The 18,730-nt window shown below is 71.4% G+C and carries 13 protein-coding genes; 6 read left to right on the top strand and 7 right to left on the bottom strand.

Features of this window, described 5'->3' with window-relative positions; genetic code table 11:
- Positions 1 to 225: 225 nt before the first annotated feature.
- The gene (locus tag ACIRQH_RS23610) at positions 226 to 3,774 is read left to right on the top strand and encodes an AfsR/SARP family transcriptional regulator (protein ID WP_404226944.1); all 3,549 of its coding nucleotides are present in this window, start codon (positions 226 to 228) and stop codon (positions 3,772 to 3,774) included.
- A 54-nt stretch (positions 3,775 to 3,828) separates the two neighbouring features.
- On the opposite strand, the gene ACIRQH_RS23605 is transcribed toward ACIRQH_RS23610, so the two are convergent.
- The 3 genes from ACIRQH_RS23605 to panB form a co-directional block, all read right to left on the bottom strand.
- On the bottom strand, positions 3,829 to 4,653 hold the full coding sequence (locus ACIRQH_RS23605; protein WP_358815263.1) for an ABC transporter permease: 825 nt from the start codon (positions 4,651 to 4,653) through the stop codon (positions 3,829 to 3,831).
- Complete coding sequence (locus ACIRQH_RS23600; RefSeq protein ID WP_388864954.1) at positions 4,650 to 5,684, bottom strand: ATP-binding cassette domain-containing protein; 1,035 nt, start codon at positions 5,682 to 5,684, stop codon at positions 4,650 to 4,652. The genes ACIRQH_RS23605 and ACIRQH_RS23600 overlap by 4 nt, the downstream gene beginning before the upstream one ends.
- A gap of 195 nt (positions 5,685 to 5,879) precedes the next feature.
- The gene (gene panB, locus ACIRQH_RS23595; protein WP_388864956.1) at positions 5,880 to 6,767 is read right to left on the bottom strand and encodes a 3-methyl-2-oxobutanoate hydroxymethyltransferase; all 888 of its coding nucleotides are present in this window, start codon (positions 6,765 to 6,767) and stop codon (positions 5,880 to 5,882) included.
- 260 nt (positions 6,768 to 7,027) lie between these two features.
- On the opposite strand from panB, the gene ACIRQH_RS23590 reads away from it, so the two are divergent.
- From ACIRQH_RS23590 to ACIRQH_RS23575, 4 genes are all read left to right on the top strand, one after another.
- Complete coding sequence (locus tag ACIRQH_RS23590; protein ID WP_388864958.1) at positions 7,028 to 8,638, top strand: MFS transporter; 1,611 nt, start codon at positions 7,028 to 7,030, stop codon at positions 8,636 to 8,638.
- 103 nt (positions 8,639 to 8,741) lie between these two features.
- Positions 8,742 to 9,362: a TetR/AcrR family transcriptional regulator gene (locus ACIRQH_RS23585; protein ID WP_358815260.1), complete on the top strand. Its 621-nt coding sequence runs from the start codon at positions 8,742 to 8,744 to the stop codon at positions 9,360 to 9,362.
- A gap of 200 nt (positions 9,363 to 9,562) precedes the next feature.
- Positions 9,563 to 10,600, top strand: a complete 1,038-nt coding sequence (locus ACIRQH_RS23580) for an endonuclease/exonuclease/phosphatase family protein (protein WP_358815259.1) — start codon at positions 9,563 to 9,565, stop codon at positions 10,598 to 10,600.
- A 169-nt stretch (positions 10,601 to 10,769) separates the two neighbouring features.
- Positions 10,770 to 11,990: an MFS transporter gene (locus tag ACIRQH_RS23575; protein WP_404226943.1), complete on the top strand. Its 1,221-nt coding sequence runs from the start codon at positions 10,770 to 10,772 to the stop codon at positions 11,988 to 11,990.
- A 103-nt stretch (positions 11,991 to 12,093) separates the two neighbouring features.
- Here ACIRQH_RS23575 and ACIRQH_RS23570 read toward each other — a convergent pair whose 3' ends face one another.
- Positions 12,094 to 14,139, bottom strand: coding sequence for an NAD(+) synthase (locus tag ACIRQH_RS23570; RefSeq protein WP_404227037.1), 2,046 nt, complete (start codon positions 14,137 to 14,139; stop codon positions 12,094 to 12,096).
- A 234-nt stretch (positions 14,140 to 14,373) separates the two neighbouring features.
- Between ACIRQH_RS23570 and ACIRQH_RS23565 the strand changes: the two genes are divergently transcribed.
- Complete coding sequence (locus ACIRQH_RS23565) at positions 14,374 to 14,958, top strand: hypothetical protein (RefSeq protein WP_388929854.1); 585 nt, start codon at positions 14,374 to 14,376, stop codon at positions 14,956 to 14,958.
- A 95-nt stretch (positions 14,959 to 15,053) separates the two neighbouring features.
- Here ACIRQH_RS23565 and ACIRQH_RS23560 read toward each other — a convergent pair whose 3' ends face one another.
- From ACIRQH_RS23560 to ACIRQH_RS23550, 3 genes are all read right to left on the bottom strand, one after another.
- On the bottom strand, positions 15,054 to 16,958 hold the full coding sequence (locus ACIRQH_RS23560; RefSeq protein WP_404226942.1) for a protease pro-enzyme activation domain-containing protein: 1,905 nt from the start codon (positions 16,956 to 16,958) through the stop codon (positions 15,054 to 15,056).
- Positions 16,959 to 17,343: 385 nt separating this feature from the next.
- Positions 17,344 to 17,967 (bottom strand): DUF305 domain-containing protein, encoded by a 624-nt coding sequence (locus ACIRQH_RS23555; RefSeq protein WP_358815254.1) that lies wholly within the window; start codon positions 17,965 to 17,967, stop codon positions 17,344 to 17,346.
- On the bottom strand, positions 17,964 to 18,629 hold the full coding sequence (locus ACIRQH_RS23550) for a DUF3105 domain-containing protein (RefSeq protein WP_358815253.1): 666 nt from the start codon (positions 18,627 to 18,629) through the stop codon (positions 17,964 to 17,966). Before ACIRQH_RS23550 ends, ACIRQH_RS23555 begins: the two co-directional genes overlap by 4 nt.
- Between the last annotated feature and the right edge of the window lie 101 nt (positions 18,630 to 18,730).

The raw sequence follows: 18,730 nt of genomic DNA, 5'->3' as shown, positions 1-18,730 counted from the left end.
GGACGCCCGTGCCCGCGTCACCGGCCGGGCAGGACGGAGCCGCCGGACGGTCCGCCCGGACGGCCGGGTAGCGCGGACGGTGGACGGAGGCCCGAAGCGGCCCGGGCGGCGGAGCGTGTCCGGCGGCCCGGACAGGAACGGAGCGGCGCGACCGAACCCTTTCGTGCCGAACCTTCCGTGCCGAACTCGACGGCCCCGACCCCCTACCCCACGCCACCGGAGACAATGGACCCCGTGCGCTACCGCATCCTCGGAACCACCCAGGCACTCCGCCCCGACGGCACGGCCGTCCCGGTCGGCGGGGCGCGGCTGCGTGCCCTGCTGACCGTCCTCGCGCTGCGGCCCGGACGGACCGTCTCCGCGGCCGTGCTGGTCGACGAGGTGTGGGACGGCGATCCGCCCGCGGACGCGCCCGGCGCGCTCCAGGCGCTGGTGGGGCGGCTGCGCCGAGCCCTCGGAGCCGGCGTGGTCGAGTCGGTCGACGGCGGCTACCGGCTGGCGGCCACGGCCGACGACATCGACCTGAACCGCTTCGAGCGGCTCGCGGGGGAGGGCACCCGCGCCCTCGCCGACGGCGACCCCGCCAAGGCCGCCGCCGTCCTGGACGACGCCCTCGCCCTGTGGCACGGCCCGGCGCTCGCCGATCTCCCGGACCGCACCGCCGAGTCCGCCCGCTGGGAGACCCGGCGGCTCGACGTCCACCGGGCCCGCCTGGCCGCGGCCCTTGCGGTCGGCCAGGCCGAGCAGGTGCTGCCCGAACTGGGCGCCCTGTGCGATCTGCATCCGCTCGACGAACCGCTGCACGTCCTGCGGTTGCGCGCCCTGCGGGACGCCGGCCGGCCCGCCGCCGCCCTCGCCGCCTACGAGTCCGTCCGCGCCCTCCTCGCCGACCGGCTGGGCTCGGACCCGGGCCCGGAACTGCGCGCCCTGCACGCCGAACTCCTGACCTGGGACACGGCTCCCGGGCCGGCCGCAGCCCGGGGACGGACCCGGCCGGGAACCGTGGACCCGAGGGCGCCAGGTCCCACCCGGGACGGCCGCGCCAGCGGCCCGGCGCGCGGCCTCACGGGCACGCGGGCCGCGGCCGACGGGCAGCCGGGACCGGCAGCCGGGTTCCTCCCCTTCTCCCCGGGCGCCGCCACGACGGCCGCGCCGGAAACGGCCACCACCGGCCCGGGTGCCACCGCGGTCTCGCGGAACGGCGCGGGGCCAGACGCGCACGGTGCCGTCCGCGCGCCGGGTGCGAGCGGCCCGATCCCGCTCGCGGTCCCGCCGCCCGGCAACCTGCGGGCCCGGCTCACCTCGTTCGTCGGCCGCGAGTCGGACATCGATGCCATCCGCGGCGACCTCGCGGGCGCCCGGCTCGTGACGCTGCTCGGGCCTGGCGGAGCCGGCAAGACGCGGCTCTCGCAAGAGGTCGCCGAGGCCATGGCCCCCGCCCTCGCGGACGGCGTATGGCTGGCCGAACTCGCCCCCGTCGACGACCCGAAGGCCGTGCCAGAGGCCGTCCTGACCGCCGTCGGCGCCCGCGAGACCGTGCTGCGCGGCGCCGGCGCCGAGGAGATGCGGGCCGTCGCCGACCGGCACGACGACCCGCTCACCCGGCTCGCCGAACACTGCGGCAGACGCCGCATGCTGATCGTCCTCGACAACTGCGAGCACGTGGTGGACGCCGCCGCGCACCTCGCCGAGGCACTCCTGGAGCGCTGTCCTGGACTGACCGTACTGGCCACCAGCCGCGAACCCCTGGGCGTACCGGGGGAGTTGGTGCGTCCGGTGGAACCGCTGCCGGAGCCCGTCGCGCTGCGGCTGCTCGCCGACCGGGGCGCCGCCGCTCGCGCCGGCTTCCGCGTCGAGGACGATCCGGAGGCGGCCGCGGAGATCTGCCACCGCCTCGACGGCCTCCCGCTCGCCATCGAACTCGCCGCCGCCCGGCTGCGGATGCTCAGCCCGCGGCAGATCGCCGACCGGCTCGACGACCGGTTCCGCCTGCTCACCTCGGGCAGTCGCACCGTACTGCCCCGCCAGCAGACGCTGCGTGCCGTCGTCGACTGGTCCTGGGATCTGCTCGACGAGACCGAACGGGACGCCCTGCGGCGGCTGTCCGTCTTCGCCGGGGGCTGCGACCTGGCCGGCGCCGAGGCCGTCTGCGGTCCGGCCGCACTGGACGTCCTCGGCTCACTCGTCGACAAGTCCCTTGTCGTCGCGGCCCCTTCGGGCGACGGCGGGATGCGCTACCGGCTCCTGGAGACCGTCGCCGAGTACGCGGCGGAACGCCTCGACCAGTCCGGTGGCCGCGGGACGTCCGAGCGCGCCCACCTCACGTACTACCGCGAACTCGCCCGCACCACCGACCCGTTGCTGCGCGGCCCCGAGCAGCGGGCCGCCATCGAGGTCATCGAGCGGGAGTACGAGAACCTGCGCACCGCCCTGCGGCGGGCGGTCGCCGGACGGGACGAGCAGGAGGCCCTGTGCATGGTCCTCTCGCTGGCCTGGTACTGGCAGATCCGCGACCAGCGCGTCGACGCCCGCGCCTGGTCCCGTGAGGTGATGGGACTCGGCCCCGACCCCTTCCTGCCGCCCGCCACCCTGGTCGCCCCGCTCTACGCGCGGTCCACGGACGCGCCGCCGCCGATGCGCGCGGAGATCCTCGACGAGGCCCGGCGCGGTGTCCACCTGTTCCATCTCGCCTACATGGACATGGACATGGACGCCTGGCAGACCCCCGAGGCCCGGGAGAAACTCCGCACGATCGCCGCGACCTACGAGCCGGGCTCGCCGCAGACCTGCCGCAGCCCCGGCAACCTCTGGTTCTACGCGGTGCTCCTCACCGGCACCCTGGAGCAGGTCACCGCGGTCATCGACGCGTCGGTCCGGACCTGCCGCGAACTCGGCTACGAGTGGGAGCTCGCCGCCGCCCTCCAGATGCGGGCCAACATCCTCGCCAACCGCGCCGACCTGGCGGGCGACGCCACCGCGGACGCCGACGACGCGCTGGAGATCTTCGTCCGGATCGGCGACGCCTGGGGCGCCGCCGAGTCCCTCTCCGCCCGCGGCGAGGCCCACGAACGCACCGGTGACTACGCGGCCGCCGCGGCGGACTACGCGGAGGCCGCCCGGTACGCCGAGCAGCTCGGCGCCCGCGCACAGAAGGCGGTCCTGACCGTCCGGCTCGGCAGCATGCACATCGAGCTGGGGGACGCCGAGCGGGGCGAGCGGATGCTGCGCGACGTGCTGGAGGACCGGGGCGGCGGCCACAACGAGGCCATGCCCGCCGCTCGCCTCTTCCTCACGACCTGGCTCGGCCGCAGCGACCGTGTCGCCGAGGCCCGCGAGCAACTGCGGCTGCTGCGTGAGCAGTTCGGAGCCAGCACCTTCATGGTCTTCGACGGGTTCGTGGTGGGCCTGGAGGCCTGGCTCGACACGATCGAGGGACACAACGAGGGCGCGCTGGAGAAGGCCCGCCGTGCCGTGGCGCAGTCCATGGACCCGCTCGCGCAGATGATCGCGCCCCACATGATCTCCGCGCACCTGACCACCGCGGCCATAGCGCTCAGCGGCCTGGACGGCGGCCGGCGCGTCCGCGACGCGGCGCGGCTCCTCGGCGCCGCCGACGGGCTGCTGCCGCCGGGTCACTTCGCGGGTCCGATGGAGGAGGAGGTGCGCGCACGGGCCGAGACGGGGGTGCGCGCGCTGCTGGACGACGGGGACTTCGAGGCCGCGTACGCGGAAGGCGGCGGCCTCTCCGCGAAGGAGGCCGCCGCCCTCATCTGAGGCGCTGACGCGAACCGGGCGCCCTGCCCTGGCAGTCGGGCCCAGGGCCTGACGTCAGTTCTTGGTCCGGAACTTGTGGATCGCGATGGGAGCCATCACCACGGTGAGCACCGCGGTCCAGCCGAGCGTCACCCACAGGTCGTGCGCGACCGGACCCCCCACCATCAGACCGCGCGAGGCGTCCGCGAGCGAGGACAGCGGGTTGTAGTCGGTGAAGTTCTGGAGCCAGCCCGGCATGGTCCCGGTCGGCGAGAAGATCGACGAACCGAACTGCAGCGGCATCAGGACCAGGAAGCCCATCGCCTGCACGGACTGGGCGCTCTTCATCGTCACACCGAGGACCAGGAAGATCCACATCAGGCCCGAGCCGAAGAGGGTGGCGAGTCCGACGGCCGCGAACAGGCCCGGCCAGTTCTCGATGTCGAAGCCGACGAGCACGCCGACGATCATGAGGACCGTCGTCGCGACGAGCATCCGCATCAGCTCCACCACGATCTTGGCGAAGAGCACGGAGCCCTGACCGATCGGCAGGGTGCGGAAGCGGTCCATGACACCGGTCTGGAAGTCCTGGTTGAAGCCGGTGCCGACGGCCGTGGCGATGTTCATGCCCATCATCGCCATCAGGCCGGGCACCACGTACTGCACGTACTGCTGCTGTCCGCCGCCCAGCGACTGGCCGATGGAGCCGCCGAAGACGTACACGAAGAGCAGGGTGAAGACGACCGGCATCAGGACGGCGTCGAACATCGACTCCGGGTCCTGGCGGATCCACAGCAGGTTGCGGCGGACCAGGGCGCCGATGTGGCGCGCGTGGGCGCGGGGGGAGATGCGGGAGTCGCCCTCGGCGGCGAGGGGGGCATCGAGAACGGCGGTGCTCATGCGGAGACCTCCTCGTAGGCGTGGGCGGGGGTCTCGTCCTGCGGGGCACTGGCCTTGTGGCCGGTGAGCGACAGGAACACCTCGTCCAGGCTGGGCAGTTCGGTGGAGATGGCGGCGATGGTGATGCCGCGCGCGGTGACCGCGCCGACGACGGCGGTGAGCTGCTCGTCGCTGAGGACCGGGACGAGCACGCTGCCGGTCTCGCTGTCCACGATCGTGGTGGCGAGGCCGGTGAGCCCCATCTCGTCGAACATGGTCGCCAGCGGGCGCAGTTGCAGCGGGTCCACCGGCTGGATCCGCAGCGTCCGGCCGCCGACGCGGGCCTTCAGCTCGTCCACCCGGCCGCTGGCGACGACCTTGCCGCGGTCGATGACCGTCAGCTCGGACGCGAGCTGTTCGGCCTCCTCCATGTACTGGGTGGTGAGCAGCACGGTGACACCGTCGGTGACCATGCGCTTGACCTCCTGCCACACCTCGTTGCGGGTGCGCGGGTCGAGGCCGGTCGTCGGCTCGTCCAGGTAGAGCACGGCCGGGCTGCCGATCATCGAGGCGGCGAGGTCGAGCCGGCGGCGCATACCGCCGGAGTACGTCGACGCCGGGCGCTTGGCGGCCTCGGTGAGCGAGAAGCGCTCCAGGAGCTCGTCGGCGCGCCGGCGGGCGTCCTTGCGGGGCAGGTCGAGCAGCCGCCCGATCATGTAGAGGTTCTCCCAGCCGGGGAGCTTCTCGTCGACCGAGGCGTACTGGCCGGTCAGCCCTATCACCCGGCGCAGCTGCCGGGGCTGCTTCAGCACGTCGTAACCGGCGACCGTGGCCTGACCGGCGTCGGGCGTGATGAGGGTGGACAGGCAGCGGACGAGGGTGGTCTTGCCCGCGCCGTTGGGACCCAGTACGCCGAGGACCGTTCCCTCGCGTACTTCCAGGTCGACACCGTCCAGCGCCTTGGTCTCGCCGTAGTGCTTGACCAGACCCCTTACGGTGACGGCGCTGCGGCCGGTCGCAGCTCGTCGGGGCGTGTTGTCGATTCGCGTCATGTCCACAAGGTGTCAGTCGCCACCGACAAACGACCGACAGGATGCCTACAGCACTCCGACTGCCACCGATAGGTCGCCGACAGTCGTCCGACAGGGTGCGGGTGAACCCGGAACGGCGACAACCCGCCGACGGGGGAAGATCGGCGGGTTGCCTTGGTGCCGCAGTGGCTCAGGAGCCCGGAGGGCTTCGATGGGTCAGTGGACGGAGTGCTCGTCCAGCGGGAACGTCCCGCCGACCACGTCCTCGGCGAACGAGCGGGCCGCGTCGCCCATGACCCGGCGCAGGTCGGCGTACTTCTTGACGAACTTCGGCACCTTGCCGCCGGTCAGGCCGAGCATGTCGGTCCACACCAGGACCTGCGCGTCCGTCTCCGCGCCCGCGCCGATACCGACGGTCGGGATCTGCAGCGTGCGCGTGACCTCGGCCGCGAGCTCCGCCGGGACCAGTTCGAGGACGACGGCGAAGGCGCCCGCGTCCTGGACGGCCTTGGCGTCCCGCAGCAGCTGCTGCGCGGCCTCCTCGCCCCGGCCCTGCACGCGGTAGCCCATGGAGTTCACGGACTGCGGGGTGAGGCCGATGTGCGCCATCACCGGGATGCCCGACTCCACCAGCAGCTCGATCTGGCGGTGCGAGCGCTCGCCGCCCTCCAGCTTGACCGCGCCCACCCCGGCCTCCTTGACCAGCCGGGTCGCCGAGCGCAGCGCCTGCACCGGGCCCTCCTGGTAGGAGCCGAAGGGCAGGTCGCCGACGATCAGGGCACGGCTGGTGCCCCGTACGACCGCGGCGGACAGCATGGTCATCTCGTCCATGGTGACGGGGACGGTGGTCTCGTACCCCAGGTGGCAGTTGCCGGCCGAGTCGCCGACGAGCATGACCGGGATGCCGGCCTCGTCGAAGACGGACGCGGTCATCGCGTCGTAGGCCGTCAGCATGGGCCACTTCTCGCCGCGCTCCTTGGCGGTGGTGATGTCGCGCACCGTGATACGGCGGGTGCTCTTTCCTCCGTACAGCGCCTTGCTGCTGTCGGTGGCCTTGAGGGCACCTTCCGCAGGCTGCTTCTGGGCAGCCGAAAGCTGCGTCATCGCAACGGCTCCTTCTGTCATCTCGTGGCGCCCTGACGGCGTCCCCGGATCACCTCCATGGTGGCATCTCGTGCCACGCGCGGCTAGACCGGGCCCGCCGCCCCGAGTGTCTGCCTCGCCACTACCGCTCTCCGGGGGGACCGGGCTCCGACCGAAGACCTGTCCCCCCAAGGTCGGCCCGGGGGTCCGTTCGTAAGTTCTGTGTAAAGCCTTTCCGATACGAGACGGTGCCGTATCGAATATCCCCTAGGGTGGTCGGCATGACAACTTCCGCTCCTCCGTCCGAACGGCGTGTGCCCGAGGCGGTGCACCGGCGCCGCTGGGCGATCCTCGGCGTGCTGATGCTCAGCCTGCTGATCGTGGTGCTCGACAACTCGATCCTGAACGTCGCGATCAAGACGATCTCGACCCCGGCGCCCACCGGTCTCGGCGCCACCCAGGGTGAGCTGGAGTGGGCCATCAACGCCTACACGCTCGTCTTCGCCGGACTGCTGTTCACCGCGGGTCTCCTCGGCGACCGGCTCGGCCGCAAGAAGGTCCTGCTCGCCGGTCTCGCCGTGTTCGGCATCGGATCCGCGCTCGCCGCCGAGTCCGGCTCGCCGGTCCAGCTCATCGTGTTCCGCGCGGTCATGGGCTTCGGCGCCGCCTTCGTGATGCCCGCGACCCTCGCCGTCCTGATGAACGTCTTCGAGCGCGACGAGCAGCCCAAGGCCATCGGCATCTGGGCCGGCGGCGTCGGCCTCGCCATCGCGATCGGCCCGATCACCGGCGGCGTCCTGCTCGACCACTTCTGGTGGGGCTCGGTCTTCCTGATCAACGTGCCGATCGTGATCCTCGCCATCGGCCTGATGGTCTGGCTGGTCCCCGACTCCCGCGACCCGAATCCGGGACGCCTCGACCCGGTCGGCGTCGTCCTCTCGGTCGTCGGCCTCGTCCTGCTGGTCTACGGCATCATCAAGGGCGGTCAGCTCGCCGACTTCACCGACCCGCAGGTCCTCGCGACCATCGGCGCCGGTCTCGTGGTCCTCATCGGCTTCGTCATCTTCGAGAAGCGCAGCGACCACCCGTCGATCGACGTCTCGTACTTCCAGAACAAGGTCTTCTCGGCGGCCATCTCCGCCATCGCGCTGGTCTTCTTCGCGCTCATGGGCGTGACCTTCTTCTCGGTCTTCTACACCCAGAGCGTGCGGGGCTACTCGCCGCTGCAGACCGGCCTGCTGATGCTCCCGCTGGCCGCCGCCCAGATCATCTTCGCGCCCCGCGCCCGGCTGGTCGTCGACCGCTTCGGCAACCGCGCCACCTGCACCGCCGGCCTCGTGATCATCGCCGCGATGCTCGCCGCGTTCGCCACGCTCGATGCCGACACGCCGATCTGGATCCTGGAGGTCATCTTCTTCCTGATGGGCACCGGCATGGCGCACATCATGACCCCGACCAGCGTCGTCATCATGCAGGCGCTGCCCCGCGAGAAGGCGGGCTCCGCGTCCGCGCTCAGCAACACCTTCCGCCAGGTCGGCGGCGCCCTCGGCATCGCCGTCCTCGGCTCGGTCCTCTCCACCGCCTACCGCAACGGCATCGAGGACAAGCTGTCCCTCGTCCCGGCGCCGCTGCGGCACACCGCGGGCGAGTCCATCGAGGCCACCCTCGGCGTCGCCGCCAAACTCGGACCGCAGGGCAGGGCCCTCGTCACCCCGGCGAACGACGCCTTCCTGCACGCCATGCACGTCACCGCCCTGTGCGGCGCGGGTGTCGCGGTCATCGGCGCGGTGGTCGTCGCCCTGTTCCTGCCGGGCCGCCCGCCGGCGCAGCAAGCGGGCAAGGAGGAGGCCGAGTTGGTGACGGCGACCCCCGCACAGGCCGGACAGGACTGATCACGGCGTACGCGACCGCGGGCACCCCCACAGGGCGGGTGCCCGCCGTCGCCGTCCACGGAGAGACAATGGCAGCAGGTCGACGATGGGAACGGAGTTCGACGTGAGTCTCGCGGAAGGCCCTGACAGGCAGGGGTGCCCCAACCGGGGGAGGCCCCGCAGCGAGGCCGTGGAGCGGGCCATCATCGAGGGCGTGATGAAACTCCTGGAAGAGGGAGTTCCGCTCGCGGACATCTCCATCGAGCGGCTCGCCCGCACCGTCGGTGTCGGCAAGGCGACCATCTACCGCCGCTGGAGCGGCAAGGACGAGCTCTTCGTCGACGTGATGCGCGCCGCCGAACCCCAGGACCCCGAGCTCCCCGGCGTCTCCATGCGCGACGACCTGGTCGTCCTGCTGGAGTCGCTGCGCCGCCGCGGCATGGTCAGCCGCTCCTCGGCGATCCTGCACAACGTGCACGCCCAGATGAAGAGCAGCCCCAAACTCTGGGCCGCGTACGACGCCACGGTCATCGCCCCCCGCCGCCAGATCGGCTTCGAGGTGCTGCGGCGCGGCCAGGAGAACGGCGAACTCCGCGCCGACGTCGACATCGAACTCCTCAACGACATGTTCGTCGGCCCGCTGCTCGTGCGGACCGTGCTGCGCCCCGACACCGACCTGCCCGAGGGCCTCGCCGAACAGGTCGTCGACACACTGCTGGAGGGCCTGCGCCCCGCCCGGCCGTGAAGCGGACTGTTTCTGACGGTGCGAATGTGCGCGTTTCGTCACAGAGGGCGTGCCACGGGCCTCCGAACGGAACTCCGGACGCGAAGTTGTACGTCCCCTTGCCTGTACGGCCGTCCCGGACGGCGAGAACGACACCGAACATCCCCTAGGGTCGTAGTCGAGGGGCAGACGGTGCGCACGGCAGTTTGTGAGGCGACGGTATGGCGCAGGCGTATATGACGGAGACGGGCAGCGGCGGTCACGGGCCGGACCGCAGAGGCTCCCGGCTCCGGCGCCTGTTCGACGGCTGGCGCGGGGACCGCGGCATCTGGCGGCGCGGCCTGGTCCTCGCCGCGATCGCGATCCTCCTCGCCCTGGTGATGCTCACGCACGCGCAGATCCCCAACCGGATCGGCAACCTCGGCAGCCTCACCGAGACGTTCCTGCCCTGGATCGGGCTCCTCATCCCGGTCCTGCTGGTCCTCGCCCTGGTGCGCAAGTCCGTCACGGCTCTGATCGCCGTGCTGCTGCCCGCGGTCGTCTGGCTGAACGTCTTCGGCGGGCTGCTCACCGACAAGACCGGCAGCGGCGGCGACCTCACCGTCGCCACCCACAACGTCAACGCCGACAACCCGGACCCGTCCGGCACCGCCCGCGACGTAGCCGCCTCCGGCGCCGACGTGCTGGCCCTGGAGGAGCTGACCGCGTCCGCCGTGCCCGTGTACGAGCGGGCGCTCGCCCCGACGTACAAGTACCACTCGGTGCAGGGCACCGTCGGGCTGTGGAGCAAGTACCCGCTCAGCGGCACCCGGCCCGTGGACATCAAGCTGGGCTGGACGCGTGCGATGCGGGCGACCGTGACAGCGCCGGCCGGCCAGGTCGCCGTGTACGTCGCCCACCTGCCGTCGGTGCGCGTGAAGATGGAGGCCGGGTTCACCGCCCGGCAGCGCGACAAGAGCGCCGACGCGCTGGGCGAGGCCATCGCCGACGAGCGACTGAAGCAGGTCGTCCTGCTCGGTGACCTCAACGGCACGATGAACGACCGCGCCCTGAACGCCGTCACCGCGCAGATGCGCTCCACCCAGGGCGCGGCCGGCAGCGGCTTCGGGTTCAGCTGGCCGGCGTCGTTCCCGATGGCCCGGATCGACCAGATCATGGTCAAGGGCATCGAGCCGGTGACCTCGTGGACCCTGCCCGAGACCGGCAGCGACCACCTCCCGATCGCCGCCCGCGTCAAGGTGGACGCAACCGCTTCTTAACCTCCTGGAATACTGGGCCCGGCAGACTTTGTTCACCGGCTGAACTTAACGTTCGATCCGCGACCCGCACACATGGCCGTGTGCGGGTCGAGCCGTGCGCCCGCGATCCCGTACGCCCCCGCGTGCGCACGCGACCCGCTCGTCCCCCGCTTTCTTCGAAAGGCCTCTCATGCCCCTGGCCCTGCTCGCCCTCGCCGTGGGCGCCTTCGGCATCGGCACCACCGAGTTCGTCATGATGGGGCTGCTGCCCGAAGTCGCCGACGACCTGCACATATCCATACCGACCGCGGGACACCTCGTCTCGGCGTACGCGCTCGGGGTCGTGATCGGTGCCCCGCTGCTCGCGGCGGCCACCGCCCGGATGTCCCGCCGCACGGTCCTCATCTCCCTGATGGGCCTCTTCGTGGTGGGCAACGCGCTCTCCGCGTTCGCCCCCGACCAGCACTGGCTGCTCGCCGCCCGCTTCGTGAGCGGTCTGCCGCACGGCGCCTTCTTCGGCGTCGGCGCCGTCGTCGCCACCGGCCTGGTCGGCCCCGAACGCAAGGCCCGCTCCGTGTCGCTGATGTTCCTCGGCCTGACCGTCGCGAACATCGTCGGCGTCCCGGTCGCCACCGCGATGGGGCAGCACCTGGGCTGGCGCGCCACCTTCCTCGGCGTGAGCGTGATCGGCGTCGCCGCCATCGCCTCGCTGTTCCTGCTGATCCCGCACGACCGCGCGCACGCCTCCGAGGGCGGCCTGCGCGGCGAGCTGGCCGCGCTGCGCTCGCTGCCCGTCTGGCTCGCGCTCGGAACGACCGTCGCGGGCTTCGGCGCGCTCTTCTCCGCGTACAGCTACATCACGCCCATGCTCACGGACTCCGCCGGATACACCGAGGGCAGCGTCACGCTGCTGCTGGCGCTCTTCGGGGTCGGCGCGACGGCGGGCAACCTGCTCGGCGGCCGGCTCGCGGACCACTCGCTGCGCGGCACCCTGTTCGGCGGCCTGCTCTCCCTGGTCGTGGTCCTCGCGCTCTTCCCGGTCCTCATGGGCGCCCAGTGGAGTGCCGCCGTCGCTGTCACCCTGCTCGGCACGGCGGCCTTCGTCACCGGCTCGCCGCTCCAGCTCATGGTCATGGAGAAGGCCGCGGCGGCACCGTCCCTCGCGTCCTCCGCGAACCAGGCCGCGTTCAACCTCGCGAACGCCGGCGGTGCCTGGATCGGCGGGCTCGCCCTCGCCGCGGGCTTCGGCGCGACGTCCCCGGCGCTCGCCGGGGCGGCGCTCGCGGTTGTGGGGCTCGCGGTGGCGGGCACGGCGTACGCGGTGGACCGCAGCCGCACGACGCGGCCGGTCCCGCTCGCGCGCGTGGTCGCCACGGGCGTGCCCGACCGGCCGGAGGCGCTGCGCCGCTGAGAGGGGCCCGAGGCGCCACGCAGCCGTGACCGGTCCGAGGTGCGCCGCCCGACGGCCGGCCCGACGACTCCGGGAGAGGCCGGCCCCCCGTCTCCGGTAGGGGTCAGTCCTTGGTCTCCGGGGGGTCGAACCGGGCCAGGTCGCGCAGCCAGGTGCGGGCCGAACTGTCGGACGGCGCACGCCAGTCGCCGCGCGGTGAGAGCGAACCACCGGCCGAGACCTTCGGCCCGTTCGGCATGGCCGAGCGCTTGAACTGGGCGAACCCGAAGAAGCGGCGGCAGAACACGTCCAGCCAGCGCCGGATCTCCGGCAGGTCGTACGCGCCCCTCTTGGCCGCCGGGAAGTTGGGCGGCCAGGCACCCGCGTCCGGGTCGTGCCACGCGTGCCAGGCCAGGAAGGCGATCTTCGACGGCCTGAAGCCGTAGCGCAGCACGTAGAACAGGGTGAAGTCGTGCAGGGCGTACGGGCCGATCCTCGACTCGGTGGACTGCATCTCCTCGCCCGGTACGAGCTCCGGGCTGATCTCCGTGTCGAGGATCGCGGCGAGCGTCAGGTCGGTGTCCTCGCCGAACTGGCCGCTGCCGATGACCCAGCGGATCAGATGCTGGATCAGCGTCTTCGGGACACCCGAGTTGACGTTGTAGTGACTCATCTGGTCACCCACCCCGTACGTGGACCAGCCGAGCGCCAGCTCCGACAGGTCACCGGTCCCGAGCACGATGCCACCACGCTGGTTGGCGAGCCGGAACAGGTAGTCGGTGCGCAGTCCGGCCTGCACGTTCTCGAAGGTGACGTCGTACACGGGCTCGCCGGAGGCGAAGGGGTGGCCCATCTCGTCCAGCATCAGCCGGGCGGTCGGCGTGATGTCCAGCTCGGCCGCGGTGACACCGAGGGAGCGCATCAGCTCGTGCGCGTTGCCCTTGGTGTGGTCACTCGTGGCGAAGCCGGGCAGGGTGAAGGCGAGGATGTCGCTGCGCGGGCGGCCCGCCCGGTCCATCGCTCGGGCCGCGACGATCAATGCGTGCGTGGAGTCGAGACCGCCGGACACCCCGATGACCACCTTCGGGCCACCGATCGCCGCGAGCCGCTGCTGGAGCCCCGCGACCTGGATGTTGTACGCCTCGTAGCAGTCCTGGGCCAGCCGGTCGGCGTCCGCGGGCACGAACGGGAAACGTTCGACGCGGCGCCGCAGGCCCAGGTCGCCGGTCGGCGCGTCCAGCCGGAACGACAGCGTCCGGAACTCGGAGGTGCGGGTGGCGTGGGTGCGCCGGTTGTCGTCGAAGCTGCCGGTCCGCAGCCGCTCCTGGCGCAGCAGGTCGAGGTCGACGTCCGCCACGGCGAACTGGTCGTCGAGCGGGAAGCGGTCGGACTCGGCCAGCAGCGCCCCGTTCTCGTAGATCATGGTCTGGCCGTCCCAGGACAGGTCGGTGGTCGACTCGCCCAGCCCGGCCGCCGCGTACACGTACGCGGCGATGCAGCGTGAGGACGCCGAACGGCACATCAGCTTGCGGTCCTCGGCCCGGCCGACGGTGATCGGGCTGCCGGAGAGGTTGGCGAGGACGGTGGCGCCCGCCAGGGCCGCCTCGGCGCTCGGCGGCACCGGCACCCACATGTCCTCGCAGATCTCCGCGTGCAGCACCAGGCCCGGCACGTCGTCGGCGGCGAACAGGAGGTCCACGCCGAACGGCACGGTCTCGCCGTCGAGCCGGATCGAGCCACCGCGTTCGTCGTCGCCCGCGGCGATCTGCCGGCGTTCGTAGAACTCCCGGTAGTTCGGCGGGTACGACTTGGGCACGACACCGAGGACCCGTCCCCGGTGCACGACGACCGCGCAGTTGTAGACCCTGTTGCGATGCCGCAGCGGGGCGCCCACGACCAGGACCGGCAGAAGCTCCGCCGATCCCGCCACCACCGTACGGAGCGCTTCCTCGACCTGGTCGAGCAGCGCGTCCTGGAGCAGCAGGTCCTCGATCGAGTAGCCGCACAGCCCCATCTCCGGGAAGACGGCGACGGCCACACCCTCCTCGGCGCACCTGCGCGCCTGGCGCAGCACCGCCTCGGCGTTGGCGTGCGGGTCCGCGATGACGGTGTGGCCCGTGCAGGCGGCGACGCGCGCGAAGCCGTGCTGATAGAGCGACCGGAAGTTCAGAGAAGGCACCCGGCCAGTGTAATCGTCAGAGCGACGCGATGGGGCGGGGGCCCCGGACCCGTCTGCTCCGTTTCCCGTGTGCGACGGCGAGGAACGGGGAGAGTTCCTTTACGCCTTTTCCGGCCGGCTCAGATTCTCCTCAAGAATCTCCGCAATGACTGACGGGCGTACGTACGCGCCTGGATGGTTTCTCCTGAGCCTTTCCACAGGGGGAGAGGGTGACGGGAAGAGGCCATGAACACTACGGCGACATCGAATGGCGCGGCGGGGACGAGACCGGGGCCGCAACGGCGACGGATGGCGGCGCGGCGGCCGATCGCCCTGTTGCTCTGCGGGCTCCTTCCGGCCGCCCTGCTCGCGGGCTGTTCCGGCGGCCGCACCTCGTCGGCGCGTCATGGCGCGCGTCCGTCCACCGCCGTATCCGACGGCGCGACAACGGCACCCGCCTCCCCTGCTGTCGCCGACCCTCGTGCGCCCAGCGCGGCCAGGACTCCCGACCTGTCAGCCCTGGGTGTCGATGTGGTGGTCAGCGGAAAGGCCCTGACCGGACAGCGCGCCTACGCCATTCCGAGGCGCGGCACGGCGGCTGCCGCACTCGCTGTCGCCGTCGACTGTCAGGGCCCCGGGAAGGTGCTCGTCACGCTGGAGCCCAGGGGTATTTCGATACCGCTGAACTGCGAGAAGAAAGTCGTGCCGACCCTGAATGAAATCGGGTTGGCGGAGAACGGCCATTCCGCGTCCATCGGTTTCGTTCCCACCGGGGACGTCACATGGTCGTTCGCCGCGGGCTGGGACGCGAATCCACCGGACCGCGCATAGGACGAAGTGGCCCCCGCCGCCGGGCGGCGGATCACGCGGAACGCGCGATGCGCCCGCCTCCCGGGGGAGGCGGGCGCATCGTGGGTGAATGCCGGTCAGTGACGGCTGTACGAGCTGACGTAGCCCGGGGCGGGGGAGCCCACGCCGGTCACGTCGTCGTAGCCCTTCACGGCCTTCAGCGAGCTGTCCGCGCCGAGGGTGCGCACCGAGGTGAGCAGGCCGTCCGCCGCGTCGATGCCGTTCGCGAAGTCGACGCGCGCCACGGCGAGTCCGGTCCCCGAGGTGGGGTGGTCCGTGACGTCGTGGTACGACTTCGAGCCGGCCTTGGAGTAGATCGACGGGTTGGCGAAACCGATCGCCTTGCCGCCGCGCGCCTCCTGGGCGAGCGCCTGGACGGCCGCGATCACCGGAGCGGCGAGCGAGGTGCCGCCGATGCGGTACTCGCTGTACTGCTCCGTCCCGTCCGGGAAGGTCTGCGTCTGGCCGACCTTGAAACCGGTGTTGGGGTCGGCGATCGCCGAGATGTCCGGGACGACCCGGTTACCCGCGGCGTTGTTCGCCTTGGCCAGCGCGTTCGGGACGACACCCTTCTGGTAGAAGGGCTCCGCCACGGTCTTGCTGGTACCGCCGCCGGCACCCGAGGTGAACGCGCCCGGGAACCCGGTCCAGCTCTTGCCGTCCTCGGACAGCGTGGCCTTCTCGGTGCCCCAGCCGGTCTCCCACAGGTACTTGTCGCCCTTGCCGACCGCCAGCGAGGTACCGCCGACCGCCGTCACCCACGCCGAGTTGGCCGGGGTGTCGACCTGCTTCGTCCCGGTGTTGGCGACCTCGTCGCCGTTGTCACCGGAGGAGAAGTAGAAGCCGATGCCCTCGACCGCGCCGAACTGGAAGACCTGGTCGTAGGCCGCCGCGAGGTCCGGGGTCTGGTTGGCCTCGATGTCGCCCCACGAGTTGGAGACGATGTCGGCCAGGTGCCCGTCGACGATCTTGCTCAGCGAGTCGAGCAGGTCGTCGTCGTAGCAGGACGCGGCACCCACGTACGTGATGCTCGCGCCCGGCGCGACGGCGTGCACGGCCTCGACGTCGAGGGTCTCCTCGCCGTACCAGCCGGCCGCCCCGCACTCCTCGGTCTTCGTGTAACCCACCGGCAGCACCTGACGGAGCTGGCTGGTGGAGTACTTCGCGTCACCGTGCTTCTTGGCGTAGGTGGCCGCGTCGTAGGCGATGGTCGGCGAGGCGTACGCGTCCGTGATGGCGACGCGGACGTTCTTGCCGGTGCGGCTGCCCGCGCCGTACGCGGCACGCAGCTGCTTGCCCGTGTACCCCTGCACGGCGTACGGGATCTTCTTCCCGTACGCGGACGGCAGGGTGCTCGCGGTGTTCGAGCCGTAGTACGAGGAGAACGGCCCGGCGTTCTTGAACACCGCGTCCGGCGGGGGCAGTTGGTCCGCGTGCTGCGCCTTGTGCGGGGCGTTGTCCAGGCCGGTGACGGTCAGGACGGCGCCGTTCAGGGCGGCCGGCGCGGAGGCCGTCTTCGACGGCGCGCGGTAGGTCTTCTTGCCCTTGGTGAAGTTGTGCAGCTGCGTGCCGAACGCCTTCTCGGCGGCGGCCACGTCACCGCTGACGGAGACGTAGTGCTGCGTGGTTCCGGTGACCTTCAGGCCCGCGGACCGCAGCCACGAGGTCACCGCGGCGACCTGCGCCTTGGTGGCGCCGAAACGTGCCTGCGTCTTCTTGGCGCTCAGGTACTTGCCGTACGAGGCCGAGTTCGGGTCGGACACGGACCTGGCGTACGCGGCCAGGCCCTTGGCGTCCCGGCCGGCGAGGTAGACCCGGGCCGAGACCTGGGAGCTGTCCGAAGCGGCGCCCTTGTCGGCCGTGGTGGTGGCCCACGCGGGCTTGGTGCCCGAGAGGGTGTCCCGGCTCGGACCGTCCGCGGCGTGGGCCGCGGGTATGCCGAACGCCAGCGCACCGGCGAGCAGCGGCAGTGTCGCTGCCATGCTCACTCCGGCACGCCTGGTGGCGCGATTGGATCTCATAGAACCCCCTGCGATGCGGTTCGTCGCATGTAGTGGTTGGTCGGTGAACCACGTGGGACCCCACGCCCTACCAGGGCGGGAGGAATGGATCACAGATGGGGGCCACTCTTTCGATGAACCGTTCATGCCAGGGGAATGAAAGTGCCAAGGAAACCCCAAGTGGCCGTGATTAACGGCTGTTTGGGACGATTTGATGGATCTTCATGCCCAAGATCGAGGGTTTTCCCTCGGTCTGTCGGGATCGGCCGCAGGGTCGGAGTCCGGACGGCGGAACCGGCACGGTGTACAGGGGCGGTGGAACCGGGCGGGAGGAGCGGCACCGGAGCCCGGGCCGCCCCCCGTCCTCCTAGTCGCGCGCCTTCGCGCCCCGCTGCTCGAGCAGGCCGGCCATCAGATCGAGTTCCGACTGCTGCGAGGCGACCATGCCCTGCGCGAGCCGCTTCTCGACGCCGACCGTGCACTTCTCGACGCAGCCCTCGGCCATGTGGATGCCGCCCTTGTGGTGGTCGGTCATCAGCTGGAGGTAGAAGACCTCGGCCTGCTTCCCGTCGAGCGTGCCGAGGCGCTTCATCTCGGTGTTGGTGGCCATGCCCGGCATCAGCGAACCATCCTTGCCGGAGGCCATGTCACCCATGCCCATCCAGGTCATCGGCGCGTCGGCCGACACCTTCGGCAGCTCCCACAGGTCGAGCCAGCCGAGCAGCATGCCCCGCTGGTTGGCCTGCGTCTGCGCGATGTCGTACGCGAGCCGCCGCACCTCCGTGTTCCTGGTGCGGTCCCGCACGATGTACGACATCTCGACGGCCTGCTGGTGGTGGACCGCCATGTCCCGGGCGAAGCCCGCGTCCGCCGAGTCGGCGGCGGGCGCCCGCGTCCCCGGGTCGTCGCCGTCGGCCACCGCGTAGGTGATCGCCCCGGCCGCGACCAGCACGGCCGCGGCGCCGCCCGCGATCCACCCGAGGTGCCTCACTGGGAGAGGCCGTTGGTGCAGGCGGCACCCGGCTCGGGCGTCTGCTTGCCCTGCACGAACTCCGAGAGGAACGCGTCGACGTTCTTGTCCGACGCGCCCGTCACCGTGCGCTGCTTGCCCCAGGCGCTCAGCGTGATCGGGTCCTTCTGGTCGTCGACCGGGCTCATCAGCGTGTACGGGGTCTTCTTGACCTTCGCGGCGAGCGCCTTCACGTCGTCCGCGGACGCCTTGCTGTTGTACGTCACCCACACGGCGCCGTGCTCCAGCGAGTGCACGGCGTTCATGTTGTTGATCGCCTTGGTGTAGACGTCGCCGTTGCAGTTCATCCAGACCTGGTTGTGGTCACCGCCGACCGGGGGCTCCATCGGGTAGGACACGGTCTTCGTGACGTGGTTGCGCGCCAGGGTGCCCTTCCAGGTCTTCACCCCGTCCGCGCCCGTGACGAAGTGCCCGGAGGCCTGCTTCGCGTCGCTCGCGGTGTCCTTGTCGTCGGACTGGGACCGGACGAGCACGACACCGCCGACGGCGAGGCCGATCACGACGACCACGGCGGCGGCGATCACCAGGATCCGGTTGCGCCGGTCACGGGAGCGCTCGGCACGGCGCAGCTCCTCTATACGTGCCTTGCGCGAGCCGGTGCTGGTGTTCTTGGCGGAACCCATGCTGAGTCCTTATGAGGATGGGACGGTCGGTCCGCTGATCGTAATCGTGCGGGGAGCGTTGTCGGCAGAGCGGGCGCGGGATTGGCCGAAGCCGTACGGGG

It is taken from the genome of Streptomyces sp. NPDC102279 (assembly GCF_044766365.1).
Classification (GTDB): domain Bacteria; phylum Actinomycetota; class Actinomycetes; order Streptomycetales; family Streptomycetaceae; genus Streptomyces.
This window is presented reverse-complemented; position numbering and strand designations above follow the sequence as displayed.

Excerpts from the sequence above, each read along its gene's own strand:
- ACIRQH_RS23565 (WP_388929854.1), top strand. The coding sequence starts at position 14,374 with ATGAACACTACGGCGACATCGAATGGCGCGGCGGGGACGAGACCGGGG.
- ACIRQH_RS23550 (WP_358815253.1), bottom strand. The coding sequence starts at position 18,629 with ATGGGTTCCGCCAAGAACACCAGCACCGGCTCGCGCAAGGCACGTATA.
- ACIRQH_RS23605 (WP_358815263.1), bottom strand. The coding sequence starts at position 4,653 with ATGAGCACCGCCGTTCTCGATGCCCCCCTCGCCGCCGAGGGCGACTCC.
- ACIRQH_RS23600 (WP_388864954.1), bottom strand. The coding sequence starts at position 5,684 with ATGACGCGAATCGACAACACGCCCCGACGAGCTGCGACCGGCCGCAGC.
- ACIRQH_RS23580 (WP_358815259.1), top strand. The coding sequence starts at position 9,563 with ATGGCGCAGGCGTATATGACGGAGACGGGCAGCGGCGGTCACGGGCCG.
- ACIRQH_RS23560 (WP_404226942.1), bottom strand. The coding sequence starts at position 16,958 with ATGGCAGCGACACTGCCGCTGCTCGCCGGTGCGCTGGCGTTCGGCATA.
- panB (WP_388864956.1), bottom strand. The coding sequence starts at position 6,767 with ATGACGCAGCTTTCGGCTGCCCAGAAGCAGCCTGCGGAAGGTGCCCTC.
- ACIRQH_RS23590 (WP_388864958.1), top strand. The coding sequence starts at position 7,028 with ATGACAACTTCCGCTCCTCCGTCCGAACGGCGTGTGCCCGAGGCGGTG.
- ACIRQH_RS23610 (WP_404226944.1), top strand. The coding sequence starts at position 226 with ATGGACCCCGTGCGCTACCGCATCCTCGGAACCACCCAGGCACTCCGC.
- ACIRQH_RS23575 (WP_404226943.1), top strand. The coding sequence starts at position 10,770 with ATGCCCCTGGCCCTGCTCGCCCTCGCCGTGGGCGCCTTCGGCATCGGC.